Origin of the sequence: Pilosibacter fragilis, assembly GCF_032490495.1 — a bacterium.
Taxonomy (GTDB): domain Bacteria; phylum Bacillota; class Clostridia; order Lachnospirales; family Lachnospiraceae; genus Pilosibacter; species Pilosibacter fragilis.
In genome coordinates, this window is sequence record NZ_JAVYJB010000004.1 from 236,631 (window position 1) to 251,656 (window position 15,026).

Sequence of the window (15,026 nt, forward strand, 5' to 3'; positions counted from 1 at the left end):
CTTTCAAAAACAGAGCGGGCAAGCGTGATACTGCGCTTGCCCGCTCTTTGCCCAAAAGGACATGAGAAGTGACCGGAGAAGATGAGAGGATCGAAATGGAGATCAGAAAACGAAACGGGAAGTCTGTTCCTTTTCAACAGGAGAAAATTTTCAACGCTATGAAAAAAGCGTTTGATGGACAGGGAAGGGAGATTGGGGGCGGAGAGCTGGAGGAGATCCTCACTGCCGTTCTCGACAATCTCTCCGTCACAGTACCGCTCACCGTGGAACGTGTGCAGGACGAGGTGGAGCGGACGCTCATGGAGCGCGGACACTATGAGGTGGCCAAGGCGTACATCCTCTATCGCGAAAAGCGGTCTGCGCTGCGCCGCGTCCGGCATACCATCGCGCAGACGGTGGGGGATAACTCGCTTGACGAGGTGCTGCGCCGTATCCAGATGGATTTTACCGAGGAAATCTACTCCCTCGCGGCGCTTCAAATGAAGTTTGAGAGCTTCTGTCGCCCGGGCATGACGGAGGATGAGAGGGCTGAGGCACTGACCAAGGCAGCGGTAGAGCTGACTACGGCAGAGGCACCCAAGTGGGAGTTCATCGCGGCGCGGCTTCTGAACCACTCCTTTCGCTGTCGCAACGCACAGGAATGGGAGGGGCGCGGCGTCGGCGACCTCTATGGCAGGCTTTGCTATCTGACGGATAAGGGACTCTACGGTGACTATATTCTTGCCCATTATACCCACGAGGAGATCGCTATGGCGGAGGACTTTCTCTGCCCGGAACGGGACGAGCTGTTCACCTACTCCGGCCTTGACCTGCTGCTCAAACGCTATGTGATCCAGTCACGCAGCCGCGTGCCGCTGGAAACACCGCAGGAGATGTTTTTGGGTATCGCGCTGCATCTTGCTATGAACGAAGGCTCTGACCGCATGGGGTGGGTAAAACGCTTTTACGATATGCTCAGCCGTATGGAGGTCACGATGGCGACACCTACCATGTCCAACGCACGAAAGCCCTACCATCAGCTTTCAAGCTGCTTTGTGGACACTGTGCCGGACAGTCTGGACGGCATCTACCGCTCGCTGGACAACTTCGCAAAGGTCTCTAAATTTGGCGGTGGAATGGGGATGTACTTCGGTAAGGTGCGCGCTGCAGGCAGCACCATCCGCGGCTTTCAAGGGGCGGCGGGCGGTGTTATCCGCTGGATCCGGTTGGTCAACGACACCGCCGTGGCGGTGGATCAGTTGGGGATGCGGCAGGGCGCTGCGGCGGTTTACTTAGACGCATGGCACCGGGATCTGCCTGAATTCCTTCAACTGCGCACCAACAACGGCGACGACCGCATGAAGGCGCATGATGTGTTTCCCGCCGTGTGCTATCCGGATCTCTTCTGGCGACTGGCGGAGGAGAACATAGACGCGCCGTGGCATCTCATGTGTCCGCATGAGATCCTCACGGTCAAGGGCTACGCACTGGAGGATTACTGGGGTACGGAATGGGAGAAGCGGTATCTGGACTGCGTCAATGACCCGCGCATCGAAAAGCGCAGCGTCACCGTCAAGGACATCGTGCGGCTGGTGCTTCGCTCGGCAGTGGAGACCGGCACGCCCTTCGCCTTCAACCGCGACAGCGTAAATCGTATGAACCCAAACGGCCACACGGGAATGATCTATTGCTCCAATCTCTGCACAGAGATCGCGCAGAACATGGCGCCCATCGAGCATATCAGCACTGAGGTGCACACGGAGAACGGCGACACAGTGGTGGTGACGGGCACACGCCCAGGTGAGTTTGTGGTCTGCAACCTGGCGAGTCTGTCTCTCGGTAATCTGCCGGTGGAGGACGAGGCCTATATGGAACGCACGGTGGAAACGGCCATCCGCGCACTGGATAATGTGATCGACCTCAACTTCTACCCGTTGGAATACGCGCGGCTTACCAATCAGAAGTACCGCAGCATCGGCCTGGGCGTCAGCGGCTACCACCACATGCTGGCAAAGCGCGGCATCCGTTGGGAGAGCGATGAGCACCTTGCCTTCACCGACGCGGTGTTCGAGCATATCAACTACGCCGCCATCAAGGCGGACACAGCACTGGCACGGGAAAAGGGCCGCTACGCGCTCTTTGAGGGCAGCGACTGGCAGACAGGCGCGTATTTTGAAAAGCGAGGTTATACCTCAGAAAAGTGGCGGGCGCTTGCGGAAACGGTGGCGGTGCAGGGAATGCGCAACGCCTATCTGCTGGCTGTCGCACCCACTTCCAGCACATCCATCCTCTCCGGCACGTCGGCGGGCATCGATCCAATTATGAAGAAATTCTTTTTAGAGGAAAAAAAGGGCAGCATGCTGCCCCGCGTTGCTCCGGAGCTTTCTATGGATACATGGTGGTACTATAAGGCGGCGCATCTGATCGACCAAAGCTGGTCGGTGCGCGCCGCGGGCCTTCGCCAGAGACATATTGACCAGGCGCAGAGCATGAATCTCTATATCACCAATGACTATTCCATGCGTCAGGTGCTCAGACTGTATTTGGAGGCGTGGAGGGCCGGCGTCAAGACCATTTATTATGTCCGCAGCAAGGCCCTTGAGGTCGAGGCCTGTGAAAGCTGCTCGTCATAAGGAGGATAGCATGATGGAACTGAAGAAAAAGCCCCTCTTTAACCCGGAGGGCGACCCTGATGTGCGCCTGCGGCGCATGATCGGCGGCAATACCACCAACCTCAACGACTTCAACAATATGAAGTACGCTTGGGTCAGCGACTGGTACCGGCAGGCCATGAACAACTTTTGGATCCCTGAGGAGATCAATCTCTCGCAGGATGTGAAGGACTATCCCCGCCTGCTGTCAGCCGAGCGCTGCGCCTACGATAAAATTCTGAGTTTTCTTGTCTTTTTGGATTCCATTCAGACAGCGAACCTGCCTAATATCGGCGCCTACATTACAGCCAACGAGGTCAATCTCTGCCTGTCCATTCAGGCGTTTCAGGAGTGTGTCCACTCACAGAGCTACAGCTATATGCTCGACACCATCTGTTCCCCCGTGGAGCGCAATGACATCCTCTACCAATGGAAAACGGACGAGCATCTGCTGCGCCGCAACACCTTCATTGGGGACTGCTACAACGAGTTTCAGGAGCGGAAGGACGCTCCCACGCTGCTGCGCGTGATGATGGCGAACTATATTTTGGAGGGCATCTATTTTTACAGCGGCTTTATGTTCTTCTACAATCTCTCCCGAAACGGGAAGATGCCCGGCTCGGCGCAGGAGATCCGCTATATCAACCGCGACGAGAACACGCACTTGTGGCTGTTCCGCAATATCATCACGGAGCTGCAAAAGGAGCAGCCGGAGTTGTTCACCGCCGAGAGCGTACAAGCGCTGCGCGAGATGATGCGTGAGGGCGTGGAGCAGGAGATCGCATGGGGGCATTATGTGATCGGCGACGACATCCCGGGGTTGAACCGGCAGATGATCAGCGATTACATCCGCTATCTCGGCAATCTTCGCTGGACGAGCCTTGGCTATCCGGCATTGTATCCGGGCTTTGAGAGCGAACCGGAGAGCATGGAATGGGTCAGCCAGTACGCTGACGCCAATATGGTCAAGACCGATTTCTTTGAGGCACGCAGTACCGCCTACGCCAAGAGCACCGCACTGATAGACGATTTATAAGAAAACCAAAGACATCAGAATAGGAGGTATTTTTTATATGGATATCCGAACGGTAACAGATGCCATCCGCTATGTAGGGGTGGATGATAACACATTGGCACTCTTTGAAAACCAGTACCCCGTCCAGCCTATGGGAGTGAGCTACAACTCCTATGTCATTCTGGACGAGAAAATCGCCGTGATGGACAGCGTGGACGCACGGGCGGCGGAGGAATGGCTTTCCAATGTAGCGCAGGTGTTGGGGGGGCGCAACCCCGATTATCTTGTGGTCACACACATGGAGCCGGATCATTCCGGCAGCCTCATGCGGATAGCGCAAGAGTACCCGGAGATGAAGATCGTGGGAAACGCGAAAACATTTACCCTGATCAAGCAGTTCTTTGGCACGGGTGCATTGTCGGAAGACCGTATGCTGGAGGTTGGCGAGGGCAGCACGATCTCTCTGGGCTCACACCGGCTGCGCTTCCTGCTGGCACCGATGGTACACTGGCCGGAGGTGATGACGGCGTATGAGGAAACGGAAAAAATCCTGTTCTCGGCGGATGCCTTCGGACGCTTTGGCTCACTGGAACGGACTGCCCGTGCCCCCTGGGTGCCGCAGGCCCGACGGTATTATTACAATATTATCGGGAAATATGGCGCACAGGTGCAGGCTCTGCTGAAAAAGACCTCCGCGCTGGAGATCCAAACGATCTGCCCGCTCCATGGTCCCGTGCTTACAGAAGGGCTGGAGGAGTGTCTGCGGCTCTATGATCTCTGGTCACAATGGGAACCAGAAGAATCGGAGAGCATACTGATTGCCCACGCATCCATCCATGGAAATACTGCCCATGCGGCGAAGACCCTCAAGGGTAAATTAGAGAAAAAAGGCGTGCAGGTCAGCATATGTGATCTCACTGTGACAGATCTTTCCTACGCTGTTGCCAGTGCGTTCTACTGCGGGAAACTGGTGTTGGCCTGCTCCACTTATGACGGAGGACTGTTCCCGCCCATGAAGGCCTTTTTGGATCATTTACAGACAAAGGGATTCCGAAACCGCCGGATCGGCCTCATGGAAAACGGCTCATGGGCCCCTGCTGCCGCGCGGCTGATGCGCGCCGAGTTGGAAAAGATGAAGGAACTCCGACTGTGTGAAACGGAGGTATCGCTGCGCGGCGCACTGAACCAAACCAGCGAAGCGCAGATGGACGCTCTTGTGGCGGAGCTCTGCGCGGAATAAGCTGCAACAAACCGCAGATATTCTCGTACAGATGATGGTCTTACTCATCTGCTTTATGTCCCAAGGGCAGAGTACCGTCATCTCAGGTTGAGGTCACGATGTGGTGTGGGGCGAGAACGGAGTCTTGAGAATACCCAAACAAAAGAAAGGAGCTGACAGATATGGCAGCTATGAATATGAATCAGGAGCAGTTTGAGCAGGCGACCCGGGGCGAAAAGCCCGTTTTGGTGGATTTCTGGGCGCCCTGGTGCGGCTATTGCCGGAGGATCGGCCCTGCGTATGAGAAGATTGGAGAGGAATACGCGGACAGCCTCGTTGTCAGCAAGATCAATATTGACGAGGAGCCGCGGCTGGCGGGGGCCGAGGGGATTGAGGTCATCCCAACTCTGGTGCTGTACCGGAACGGAAAGGCCGTGGATTCCATCACCGCGCCCGGCTCAAAGGCAGAGATCGACCGCTTCATTCAGGAAGCCTTGGCGAAATAACGGAGGGTTCAGATATGAACAACAATCATGTTTATGATATGCTCGTGGTGGGCGGCGGCCCGGGCGGCTACACCGCCGCCCTGTACGCGGCCCGGTCGGGGCTGGACACCGTCGTGCTGGAAAAGCTGTCTGCTGGCGGGCAGATGGCCCTGACCGAGCAGATCGACAACTACCCCGGCTTTGAGAACGGGATCGACGGCTTCTCTCTGGCGGAGAAGATGCAAAAGCAGGCGGAGCGTTTTGGGGCACGCAGCGAATACGCGGAAGTTCTCCGCATGGATCTGACGGCGGTTCCCAAGCTCGTGGAGACCAGCGAGGGGATCTTCCGGGGGAAAACCGTGGTGCTGGCCACCGGCGCAGACCCCAGAACGCTGGGAGTTGCCGGAGAGACGGAGCTGTTGGGCCGGGGCGTGGCCTACTGTGCCGCCTGCGATGGGATGTTTTACAAGGACAAAACGGTGGTCGTGGTGGGCGGCGGCAATTCCGCCGCGGCAGATGCCCTCCTTCTCAGCCGCGTGGCGAAAAAGGTGATCCTCGTCCACCGCAGAGACACCCTGCGGGCCACCAAGATCTATCACGAGCCACTGGAACAGGCCGAAAATGTGGAATTCCGCTGGAACAGCACCGTTTCCGCGCTGCTTTCCGGGGACAGGCTGACCGGCGTACGCCTGCGGGACACCGTCACCGGTGAGGAAAGCGTGGTGGACTGCGACGGCGTATTTGTCAGCGTGGGCCGACAGCCCGCCACGGCGCTGGCGGTGGGTCAACTGGCGCTGGACGGCGGCGGCTATATCGTGGCCGGAGAGACCACGGAAACCAGTATTCCCGGCGTTTACGCCGTGGGCGACGTGCGGACGAAGCCCCTCCGTCAGGTGGCCACCGCCGTGGCGGACGGCGCGGTGGCAGTCCACATGGCGGAGAAATATATCGCGGAAAACCGATAAGGAAGGTAGATTGAAAAAGCCATGTTTAAGGTCAGGCCGGATACGACCGCAGTGGGGATGCCGACATATCTGCAAGGAAAACTGCCAGAGTGATGGCAGATAAGATCACCCATGTAAGATCGGGAGATATGTTGTCTCTCCATATCCAGTCCACGCAACAGTGAGCAACTGAACACAAAACACAGCCACAGATGTACTCTGCGGCTGTGCTTTTATGCATAGTACTTACGGAAAGGATTCGATAAGCAGATTTCTGTGATACGGATTTTGGATTCTCGCAGAGAGGAATTTCGATTGAGTAAAGCATATGAGCAGAAAATTGACGTGGTAAATGTCATTACTGCTCCAGAAATTGAAATGCTGATTATTCATGCGGAAGGAGCATATGATCAGTTTAAGCGTTCTGGAAAAAACCAAGCGAATTTTGTAAAACAAATCTTCGGATGCATGATGTGAAGTCGTATGAGATAGAATCGTCTTCGATGCCTCGTTGGGAAACCAACGAGGTATTTTTTTTGCCCCAATCCGACTGCATAGGACACTGAAAAAATCAAAACAAACCGTATGTAGTCCTGCAAGGACAACCAAAGTGCGCCTACGAGGCCAACGCGAAACCGGAGGATTCTTGTTAAACTTACTTTGTAAGGACGAAAGTCCGGATGTCCCTTGAAAACTGAATACTCATTCTTCAGGTACATTCCTGTTTGGTCGAGCCTTCGACTGCACGCCATGAAGCCCATCGGGGCGATAGCGGTTTCGCAGAAGCAAATGCCGGATTGCAACCGGCGGCGGTGCTAAAGCCAGACAGGGACAATGATACTTCCGTAATTCGCGGTCCGGCCATAAGGAAGGCGGGATGGTTAAATTCCAATGGAGCAGTGAAGCACACTGCCGCCTGTGAGAAATCCTACATCTCTGGGGTGATAAGAAAAAGTACAGAGAAACCATATTTTCAGAAAGCACTGCTGGGTGCTGTATCAGCATGATACCTGGCAGGCTTTATCCATATCAGTGTATGGAGATTGGAGACAACAGAAAATGAAAGAAAACTGGGTTTATCGGCGAGGTGATTTATATCTCGCCAATCTCGGTGTTCCGGTTGGATCAAAGCAGGGCGGTGTTCGTCCTGTTGTGGTTCTTCAGAATGATGCCGGTAATTATTATGCGCCGACAATCACGATTGCTCCGCTGACATCGAAAATTGAGAAGAAGCGAAAGCAGCCAACGCATTTCTTTCTCCGTAAAGCAAAGGGACTGGCAAAACCGTCTATGGTATTGGCAGAACAGCTCGACACCTGCGACAAGATATGCGTGATTCGCTATCTTGGGCGGGTAAGTAAGGGGCAGATGCGTGGGATTGAAGAAGCTGTAAGGATTCAGCTTGGTTATTACATTCCGGAACAGGCAGAGAAAAAAAGACAGGGCAAATGCCGAAAGGAAGGCGAAGAAGGCGATGGATAAACTGATTACAAGGAAGGAAGCAGCCAGTATACTGGGAATCAGCGTAAAAACACTGGATGCTGCAAGAACAGACGGTTTGATCTCCTATGTTCAGTATGTGGAAAACGGCTGCGTTTATTTCACGGAAGTGGGGATTCAGGAGTACATTGCAAAATGTACGCACCGTGCAAAACCGATGGAACGTGCTGCGACATATCGCAAACCTCGAAGCTTTCGGCGGTAAAAATCGACATCGTTGAGTATGGACGATGAATCCGCAATAATGAAAGCAACAACAGGATTGGAGGTAATGATATGGCGGCAAGAAGAATGATGCTTCCCGATTATGGTACGGTGGGTATGAAGGGAACGCAGTATTATCGCACCCGTGTAACAGATCAGCAGGGGCGGCGGGTTTCCTTATATGCAAGAACGAGAGAGGAACTGTACCAGAAGGAACAGGAAGCGATCCAGCAGATTGAGAACAAGACGTATCGCCGCAGTACACCTATATTACGAATCTGATTCATGCTTCGGTTGATCCGAAGACCGTTCAGTATCTTGCCGGTCATGAAAGTAGCAAGATCACCATGGATATTTACGCCAAGGTGAAATATAATCGCCCAGAGCAGCTCGCGGGAGTGCTGGAAGATGCTTTTGCATCGTGGGATTAAGAGTAAATCAGAAAAAACTTAGGGCAGGGATGGTCAAAAATCCCTGCCCTTTTTACATACATTCGACATCCTTGAAGGAAGTAGTGTACGCCATGATAATAAGAGTAGCAACACCCAATGTATGAAGATAGACGAGGAGGAGAACACATGGCTAAAGGAAAAAAGCGCCCTGCTGAACTTCCGGAATACGGAACAGTGATGATGAAAGGGGTACAGTATTACCGCACCCGGATTACAGATGCAGACGGAAAGAGAGTGGCGATTTATGGGCTGACACGCGAAGAATTATATGACCGGGTGGAAGATGCCCAGAAGAAAATCGCGGAAGTGGTTTTCCACAGAGAGAATCCGACCGTAGAAGAGTACTGCGAAAAATGGCTGTTGATGCGGTCTGGAACGGTAAGAACCAATACGTTGGAGGGATACGTGCGGATGGTGAATCGGTACATCGTGGGGCCGATTGGACAGATGTATATGGATGAGGTGACCACAGATGACCTGCGGCTGCTGATGGTTCCGCTATCAAAAGGTTCTTCCGGAATGTATGGTCAGCTCAATATGCTGATTAAGAACATTTTTAATTCGGCAGAAGAGAGCAAGGTGATCAAAGAGAATCCATCCAAAACGATTTGCGCAAGAGGAGGAAAGCCTGCGAAACGGCGCGAAGCTTTGACGGATGAACAGACTGCCATTTTGCTGGATAGCATTCGTGAGCTACCACCGTATGTTTTCGTAATGATCGGCTTGTACGCGGGATTGCGTAGAGAAGAGATTCTTGGATTGAAATGGGACTGCGTATTCCTGGATGAAAAAACGCCGTACATTTCTGTAAGGCGTGCATGGCATGTGGAAGGCGGTGAGCCGGTGGTCAACACACTTTTGAAGACTCCGGCAGCGAAGCGAGATGTTCCGATTCCCAAATGCCTGGTAGCCTGTCTCAAGGAAGCAAGGGAAAAATCAGAATCGGAATATGTGATCTCCAATTCAAAGGGAACTGTTTTGACGGAAGCACAGTTTGTGAGGGTCTGGAAGTACATAACAGTCCGTTCCACCGCAGAACGCTGTTATTACACCTATGTAAATGGGCAGTCCATCAAGCATAGAATAAAGCCAAGGCTTGGTGAGCATCAGCCGAACAATCCCAAGCTGGTGTATACGATGGACTTCAAGGTGACTCCGCACATGCTGCGGCACACCTACATCACCAATCTGATTTACAAAGGTGTTGATCCAAAGACGGTGCAGTATCTGGCAGGCCATGAGAACAGCAAAACGACTATGGACATCTATGCGAAAGTCAAGTATAATAAACTTGAGAAATTAAGCAGCGTTGTGAATGCTGCATTCGGGCTGCGTTAAACGGCACCAAAAATCTCGCGATTTCGTGGGTTTACCTATGGGTTTACTGAGAGAGGAAAACCAGAAAACCCGCATAAATACTGGACTTTTTGGACCAAGGATAGGTGAGTACGGTCTCAAAGCAGCTCGTCGCGCTCCGCAGTTCAGCAAGCGATAATCGACTGCTCAGACTATATCAAAAGGTTTACAAAAGCCCGGAAAATCAAGGTTTTCCGGGCTTTTGCTATATCTAAACGGGCTGATATGGTTTGACCAAATTTGGCAAAACGAGAGCCGATTTCATCCAATTTTTAGTGGTCCGCAAGTGGTTAACTGGCTAAAAAGAGGGCAAAAAGAGGGGGAAGTGGTTCCTAAAGTGGTTAACCGAGAGCCGATTTTTTGGGGGGGCTTTTCAGCCCTCCTTCCCCTCGTTTTTGGCTGTGGCAGTTTGGCATAGTTTGAGCTAATTTGAATAATTGAATATGAATTTGATGTAGCACACAGTATAAATGCTGGGTGCTTTTTTCATTTCAGGAACTCGTATTCCGGCGATAGAAAGAGCCGTCACTTCACTGTTAATTTTGAAGTGGCGGCTTTTTCTATTTCCAGAAGCAACAGCAATAATCAGAAATGAGGTGAAGTCAATGAACACGCAAATCATCGCCATTGCCAACCAGAAAGGGCGCTATGTGCCAGTGGCACATGTTCAGCGCCGACCGGAGCGGGAGCGGAGAAGCGTTGGCAAGACAACGACCTGTGCCAACTTGGGAATCGGGCTGGCGCAGGCCGGAAAGAAAGTCCTGCTGATCGACGGAGACCCGCAAGGCAGCCTGACGATCAGCTTAGGCAATCCCCAGCCGGACAAGTTGCCCTTTACGCTGTCGGACGCTATGGGGCATATCCTGATGGATGAGCCGATTCATTCCGGCGAGGGTATCCTGCACCACCTGGAGGGAGTAGACTTGATGCCCGCCGACATTCAACTTTCCGGTATGTGAATATAATTTAGAATGAAAAGTAGCAGGACAATGGGAGATGAGACCCAATGCCCTGCTTCTCTGTTTATTCGGAACGAACTGTAATATATTTTTGTTTTCGACTGTTTGGCTTATCTGGAATAGTCATTTTAAGCTGGCCACTTGCCAGTAGAGGATTCAAATATTTTCTTGTAAAATAAGTGAGATTTCGATAACCAATAAACGAGCAAATTTCTTGTTTGCTTTTTTCTGTTATACAAAAATCCAAGACTGCGTGTAGGATGTCCTGTGATTTATCTTGATCACTAACTTGGTCACAATCTTGGTCACTGACTAAGTCTTTCTGACTAAGATGGTAATTCACATTTTTCAAAATGACTCTGAAATCTGTCGCTGTTGAGGAAAATTCGGGCTTATATGCCTCTGTGTATCCAGGCAGCTTTTCGGTTTCACTGACGATTTTGCGTAGGCCACTTCCACGGCGTTCCATGTACTTCATGCGGTGGAACAGGTCAGCAATCACAGGGTTTCGTCGCATGGAACGGATACTGTAAATATCGTATTCCTGAATTGAGCCGCCGCCAAACATACCGCCCGGAGATGTGATTTCCACCCGATCATCAAACATATCAATATGGATTTCGCTGCCAAGCACAATATAATCACGATGGATAAGCGCATTGACAAGAGCCTCTGTCACAGCTCGTTCAGCATAATCCGGCTTGTCTACCCGATACTGTGCCTCTTTGACAAAATGGACTTTGGAATTATTGCGAATAAATTCGCTGCCGCTTTTCAGTAGATAAATCAGATTCCCTTCGTATTCTTTATCGTCCAATGCATCATCAAAGATAGAGCCTTTTTCCAAGCCATTCCACCGGGTACAGAACATACGGGAGTTATAGACTGTGTGCTGATCAGTCATGAGCTTTCCGGCATTGGTCAAGACCCCATTTTTGTCAGTCAAACCGAAGGAGACATAATCGGATGGCTCAAAGCGGAGACCAGTCCGTTCCAGATAGGTTGCTTCCAGAAGTGTAAAGCTGTAATCCTTTTTTACCGCATCTGTTGTTAGGGTATTAAAGGACTGATTGCTTCCCTTTAAGATCAGTTCATTCACAATGTAATCCGGGGCAATTACGCTTTCATTTCCAACACGGATATATGCTTCCATCACGCCGTCTGCCTTGTAATAATATGGGGTGCTGCGGCCGGGAGAAACCTCCAGAGCTAATAGATTTTTACCATCTTCCTGTAATGGTTTTAAGATAAACTGAGGTAATGGTGTGATTCGTTCTTTGATTAAGCGGCTGATCGCTTCAGCATCCTTTTGAACATCGGACAAGCCGATAGGCTCCCGGTCATCGGAGACTCCGAAAAACAGAGTGCCGCCGATTCCATTGGAAAAGGCACTGACACTTTTTTAACCAGCTTTTTGGCTTTTTTGTTTCGAGAGCAACTTTGAAATCACATTCTGTTGCTTCAGCAATGAGCTGTTCTATCATAGAAATCCCTCCTTTGAGGTTGTAGAATGTTCTTTTTTATTATACCTAGCGGAGAAAGTTATTGCAACGATAGAAGCAAAGAGTTCAGCGAAAACAAAAATATTTATGAGAGGAGGTCCTTCTATTATGGTAATTACAAGTATCATGCCGCTTCGCCAGCAGAAACTCCGCATCGGCGGTCCGGCTGTCACAGCCATAGCCGGTAATCAGTTTTCCGTTGTCGGTCTTTTGCGGATTTGCCACATAATCAATAATATCGCTGATTGCCTGACTCTCAGTGCGCCCCTTGCCGATATGCAGGGGCATGATGCGTGTGGTTGCCATAGATGGAGCCTCCTTTCTCATAAGCAGAGGAGATATTTTCTGATTTTTCATGGGGATTGACATATTTTCTAAAGTTGCATATAATAATAGTACAAGGTAGGCAACGGCGTGTGTCTGCCAAAGCGTTGAAGCATAATAGCGTACCGGAATGCCTTGTTATGCAGAGCTTTCAGTAGGGGTTGTGCAGTAACCTCAAACCGGAGTAGGCTGCAAGCCGAAAGAAAATGCTCAAAGCCGCCTTGCATTGCAGGGCGGCTTTCTTTATGTGGACAGAGAGGTTTTATGGATAAATTACAAAAGTGTGCAAAAGCATTTGAAAATTTGTTGGAGATACAATATCGGATCATTATTGGCCGAAAGGGAAAAACCGCAGAGTTGGTGATTGGCTTCTCCAAACTGGACTTTCATCATTTGATGGGTCTTGGAAAACTGAAAGATTTGCGGATCGCAAAACAAAATCGTGGTTCTGTATTTGATGAAATCATAACCGGCATCATGACATTGCGCCGAAGCGTCCCTTTTTTCGTCCTTTATGATTCGTTTTCCGCAATGGTACGCCGCAAAAGATTCATTTCGGCTTCATAGCCGTAATCCTCTTTTTCGCTGCTCTCCTTTGCCAATTCCAACGCCTGACGGCATAGATCCAAACCGGCTTTCTTTTCCCTGCGGCCGCCGATACCCAAAAGCTTGCAGCGCGCCAAGCGCATTTTGCATTTCACACTGCCCAATTTCTCGCCAGTTTCATAGCAGCGGCGCGCTTCCTTTCCGTCCTGCGCAACGACGACGCCGTTTTCATAAAAACGCCCCAACGCCCACCAGGCGCTGTCGTCATTCCCATCGGCAGCTTTGCGGTAATGGGCATACGCCTCAGACAGCTTCCCTGCCTGCTCCAAATGCCATCCCATGTTGTAATCCGCCATGGCTTCGCCCAGCTCCGCCGCGCGGCGATACCATTCCATGGCCGTTTCCAAATCCCGCGGCACGCCCCGTCCCATCGCATAACATTCGCCCAGGCTATTCATGGCAGCCGGGTGGTTCTGCTCTGCTGCTCGTTCGTACCAGCAAATTGCCTTTTTCATATCCTGTTCCACGCCTTCGCCGTGGTCGTACTGCCAGCCGAGCTCATACATGTCATCAGCATTTCCGCCCTCGGCGGCAGCAGTATACCAACGGATCGCTTCCGTCATATTTTGTTCCACGCCTTCGCCGTGCTCGTAGCAGCATGCCAGATTATGCATGGATTGCAAATTGCCACACTGTGCGCCCTGCTCATACCATTTTACGGCTTCCTGCCAATTCTGCTCCACGCCATATCCCCTTTTATAGCACCGGCCAAGATTGCACATGGCACTGCCGTTGCCGCCTTCGGCACTGCGGCGATACCAGTAAAACGCCCTGTCTTCGTTCTGTTCCACGCCTTCGCCGCCCTCGTAGCAGCATGCCAGATTATGCATGGATTGCAAATCGCCGCACTGTGCGCCCTGCTCATACCATTTTATGGCTTCCTGCCAATTCTGCTCCACGCCATATCCCATTTGATAGCACAAGCCCAGATTGCTCATGCTAACCGGATTGCCGCACTCCGCACTTCTGCGATACCAGGAAAAGGCCTGCTCCCAACTCTGCTCCACGCCGCGGCCCTTTTCATAGCAGCATCCCAGATTATGCATGGATTGCAAATCGCCACACTGTGCGCCTCTGCGATACCAGGAAAAGGCCTGCTCCCCACTCTGCTCCACGCCGCAGCCCTTTTCATAGCAGTATCCCAGAGCCGTCATTGCCGCGCTCACGCCACTCTCTGCCGCCTCGCGGAACCAATGCACAGCATGCTCCCAGTTTTGCTCCACGCCGTCGCCGTATTCATAGCATACGCCCAGCCGGTACATACCTTCACCGTAGCGCTGATACGCCGCCGCGCGCACCCAGTGCACGGCCTCGGCAGCGTCGGCTTCCACGCCGATCCCGTCGTGGAAGGCGCGGGCGAGCAGCATCTGTCCGCGGGGCGAACCGTATTCCGCCGCCTTGCAGTATAACTCGGCAGCCTTTTCCGCATCCGGAGCCGTGCCGATGCCGTATTGATAGCACACGCCCAAGCAGCACACCGCATTCAGGCTCCCCATTTCCACCGCCTGCTGATAAAGCCAAAAAGCCTGAACCGGATCCGCCTCCACGCCGTTTCCCTGCTCCATGCAGATGCCCAGATTGCATACGCCCCATGCGCTGCCGAGATATGCAGCTTTCCGAAAACAATCCACCATGCGCTTTTTATCCGATGCCTCTGCATCCCAAAGGGTGTTGCCTAAAGCCGTCCAATCATCTCCGGTCATATCGGCCTCGTTGGCGCGCAGCAATTTCCGGCCGCACTGCGGACAGCGCTCCGGCAGCTTTTCGCCTTCATCCCAATAATTACAGGTGTGATCCTCGCAGTGATAAATCATCGTTTCTAACTCCTTC

Annotated in this window: 14 protein-coding genes and 2 pseudogenes; 13 read left to right on the plus strand and 3 right to left on the minus strand. The window is 52.1% G+C overall.

Annotation, left to right across the window (positions count from 1 at the left end; genetic code table 11):
• The first annotated feature begins 95 nt into the window (after positions 1 to 95).
• The 12 genes and pseudogenes from ABCW45_RS05460 to ABCW45_RS05515 all read left to right on the plus strand — a co-directional run.
• Entirely contained in the window at positions 96 to 2,612 is a 2,517-nt protein-coding gene (locus ABCW45_RS05460) for a ribonucleoside-diphosphate reductase subunit alpha (protein WP_343220449.1), read from the plus strand.
• 10 nt (positions 2,613 to 2,622) lie between these two features.
• The gene (locus ABCW45_RS05465; RefSeq protein WP_117470960.1) at positions 2,623 to 3,666 is read left to right on the plus strand and encodes a ribonucleotide-diphosphate reductase subunit beta; all 1,044 of its coding nucleotides are present in this window, start codon (positions 2,623 to 2,625) and stop codon (positions 3,664 to 3,666) included.
• Positions 3,667 to 3,703: 37 nt separating this feature from the next.
• Positions 3,704 to 4,885, plus strand: a complete 1,182-nt coding sequence (locus ABCW45_RS05470) for an FprA family A-type flavoprotein (protein ID WP_117470959.1) — start codon at positions 3,704 to 3,706, stop codon at positions 4,883 to 4,885.
• A gap of 161 nt (positions 4,886 to 5,046) precedes the next feature.
• Positions 5,047 to 5,370: a thioredoxin family protein gene (locus ABCW45_RS05475; RefSeq protein WP_107000750.1), complete on the plus strand. Its 324-nt coding sequence runs from the start codon at positions 5,047 to 5,049 to the stop codon at positions 5,368 to 5,370.
• Between the two features lie 14 nt (positions 5,371 to 5,384).
• Positions 5,385 to 6,314 (plus strand): thioredoxin-disulfide reductase, encoded by a 930-nt coding sequence (trxB, locus tag ABCW45_RS05480; RefSeq protein WP_117484748.1) that lies wholly within the window; start codon positions 5,385 to 5,387, stop codon positions 6,312 to 6,314.
• Positions 6,315 to 6,608: 294 nt separating this feature from the next.
• Entirely contained in the window at positions 6,609 to 6,770 is a 162-nt protein-coding gene (locus ABCW45_RS05485) for a hypothetical protein (protein ID WP_242992203.1), read from the plus strand.
• Between the two features lie 582 nt (positions 6,771 to 7,352).
• Positions 7,353 to 7,775 (plus strand): type II toxin-antitoxin system PemK/MazF family toxin, encoded by a 423-nt coding sequence (locus ABCW45_RS05490; RefSeq protein ID WP_343220450.1) that lies wholly within the window; start codon positions 7,353 to 7,355, stop codon positions 7,773 to 7,775.
• Positions 7,768 to 7,998 (plus strand): MerR family transcriptional regulator, encoded by a 231-nt coding sequence (locus ABCW45_RS05495; protein ID WP_002576363.1) that lies wholly within the window; start codon positions 7,768 to 7,770, stop codon positions 7,996 to 7,998. Before ABCW45_RS05490 ends, ABCW45_RS05495 begins: the two co-directional genes overlap by 8 nt.
• Before the next feature lie 71 nt (positions 7,999 to 8,069).
• The gene (locus ABCW45_RS05500; protein ID WP_242994115.1) at positions 8,070 to 8,279 is read left to right on the plus strand and encodes a hypothetical protein; all 210 of its coding nucleotides are present in this window, start codon (positions 8,070 to 8,072) and stop codon (positions 8,277 to 8,279) included.
• Positions 8,255 to 8,428, plus strand: a pseudogene (locus tag ABCW45_RS05505) (tyrosine-type recombinase/integrase); the annotation flags it as partial. The gene ABCW45_RS05500 and the pseudogene ABCW45_RS05505, both read left to right, overlap by 25 nt.
• 147 nt (positions 8,429 to 8,575) lie before the next feature.
• Positions 8,576 to 9,787, plus strand: a complete 1,212-nt coding sequence (locus tag ABCW45_RS05510; protein ID WP_343220451.1) for a tyrosine-type recombinase/integrase — start codon at positions 8,576 to 8,578, stop codon at positions 9,785 to 9,787.
• A 623-nt stretch (positions 9,788 to 10,410) separates the two neighbouring features.
• Positions 10,411 to 10,761 (plus strand): annotated as a pseudogene (locus ABCW45_RS05515) (ParA family protein); the annotation flags it as partial.
• 67 nt (positions 10,762 to 10,828) lie between these two features.
• Here ABCW45_RS05515 and ABCW45_RS05520 read toward each other — a convergent pair.
• Positions 10,829 to 12,139 carry an ATP-binding protein gene (locus ABCW45_RS05520; RefSeq protein WP_425518594.1) on the minus strand — a complete coding sequence of 437 codons (1,311 nt, stop codon included), beginning with the start codon at positions 12,137 to 12,139 and terminating at the stop codon, positions 10,829 to 10,831.
• A 193-nt stretch (positions 12,140 to 12,332) separates the two neighbouring features.
• Positions 12,333 to 12,572, minus strand: coding sequence for a relaxase (locus ABCW45_RS05525; protein ID WP_117471340.1), 240 nt, complete (start codon positions 12,570 to 12,572; stop codon positions 12,333 to 12,335).
• Positions 12,573 to 12,854: 282 nt separating this feature from the next.
• Here ABCW45_RS05525 and ABCW45_RS05530 point away from each other — a divergent pair, with 282 nt between their 5' ends.
• A complete protein-coding gene (locus tag ABCW45_RS05530; RefSeq protein WP_242990729.1) occupies positions 12,855 to 13,157 on the plus strand; it encodes a PBECR4 domain-containing protein in 303 nt (100 codons plus the stop codon).
• Here the strand turns inward: ABCW45_RS05530 and ABCW45_RS05535 are convergent.
• Positions 13,103 to 15,010 (minus strand): SEL1-like repeat protein, encoded by a 1,908-nt coding sequence (locus ABCW45_RS05535; protein ID WP_343220452.1) that lies wholly within the window; start codon positions 15,008 to 15,010, stop codon positions 13,103 to 13,105. The two genes, ABCW45_RS05530 and ABCW45_RS05535, sit on opposite strands and share 55 nt — an antisense overlap.
• Positions 15,011 to 15,026: the final 16 nt, after the last annotated feature.

Bases quoted from the DNA above. Each gene is read 5' to 3' on its own strand.
- ABCW45_RS05460 (WP_343220449.1), top strand. From the start codon at position 96: ATGGAGATCAGAAAACGAAACGGGAAGTCTGTTCCTTTTCAACAGGAG.
- ABCW45_RS05465 (WP_117470960.1), top strand. From the start codon at position 2,623: ATGATGGAACTGAAGAAAAAGCCCCTCTTTAACCCGGAGGGCGACCCT.
- ABCW45_RS05470 (WP_117470959.1), top strand. From the start codon at position 3,704: ATGGATATCCGAACGGTAACAGATGCCATCCGCTATGTAGGGGTGGAT.
- ABCW45_RS05475 (WP_107000750.1), top strand. From the start codon at position 5,047: ATGGCAGCTATGAATATGAATCAGGAGCAGTTTGAGCAGGCGACCCGG.
- trxB (WP_117484748.1), top strand. From the start codon at position 5,385: ATGAACAACAATCATGTTTATGATATGCTCGTGGTGGGCGGCGGCCCG.
- ABCW45_RS05490 (WP_343220450.1), top strand. From the start codon at position 7,353: ATGAAAGAAAACTGGGTTTATCGGCGAGGTGATTTATATCTCGCCAAT.
- ABCW45_RS05495 (WP_002576363.1), top strand. From the start codon at position 7,768: ATGGATAAACTGATTACAAGGAAGGAAGCAGCCAGTATACTGGGAATC.
- ABCW45_RS05500 (WP_242994115.1), top strand. From the start codon at position 8,070: ATGGCGGCAAGAAGAATGATGCTTCCCGATTATGGTACGGTGGGTATG.
- ABCW45_RS05510 (WP_343220451.1), top strand. From the start codon at position 8,576: ATGGCTAAAGGAAAAAAGCGCCCTGCTGAACTTCCGGAATACGGAACA.
- ABCW45_RS05525 (WP_117471340.1), bottom strand. From the start codon at position 12,572: ATGGCAACCACACGCATCATGCCCCTGCATATCGGCAAGGGGCGCACT.
- ABCW45_RS05530 (WP_242990729.1), top strand. From the start codon at position 12,855: ATGGATAAATTACAAAAGTGTGCAAAAGCATTTGAAAATTTGTTGGAG.
- ABCW45_RS05535 (WP_343220452.1), bottom strand. From the start codon at position 15,010: ATGATTTATCACTGCGAGGATCACACCTGTAATTATTGGGATGAAGGC.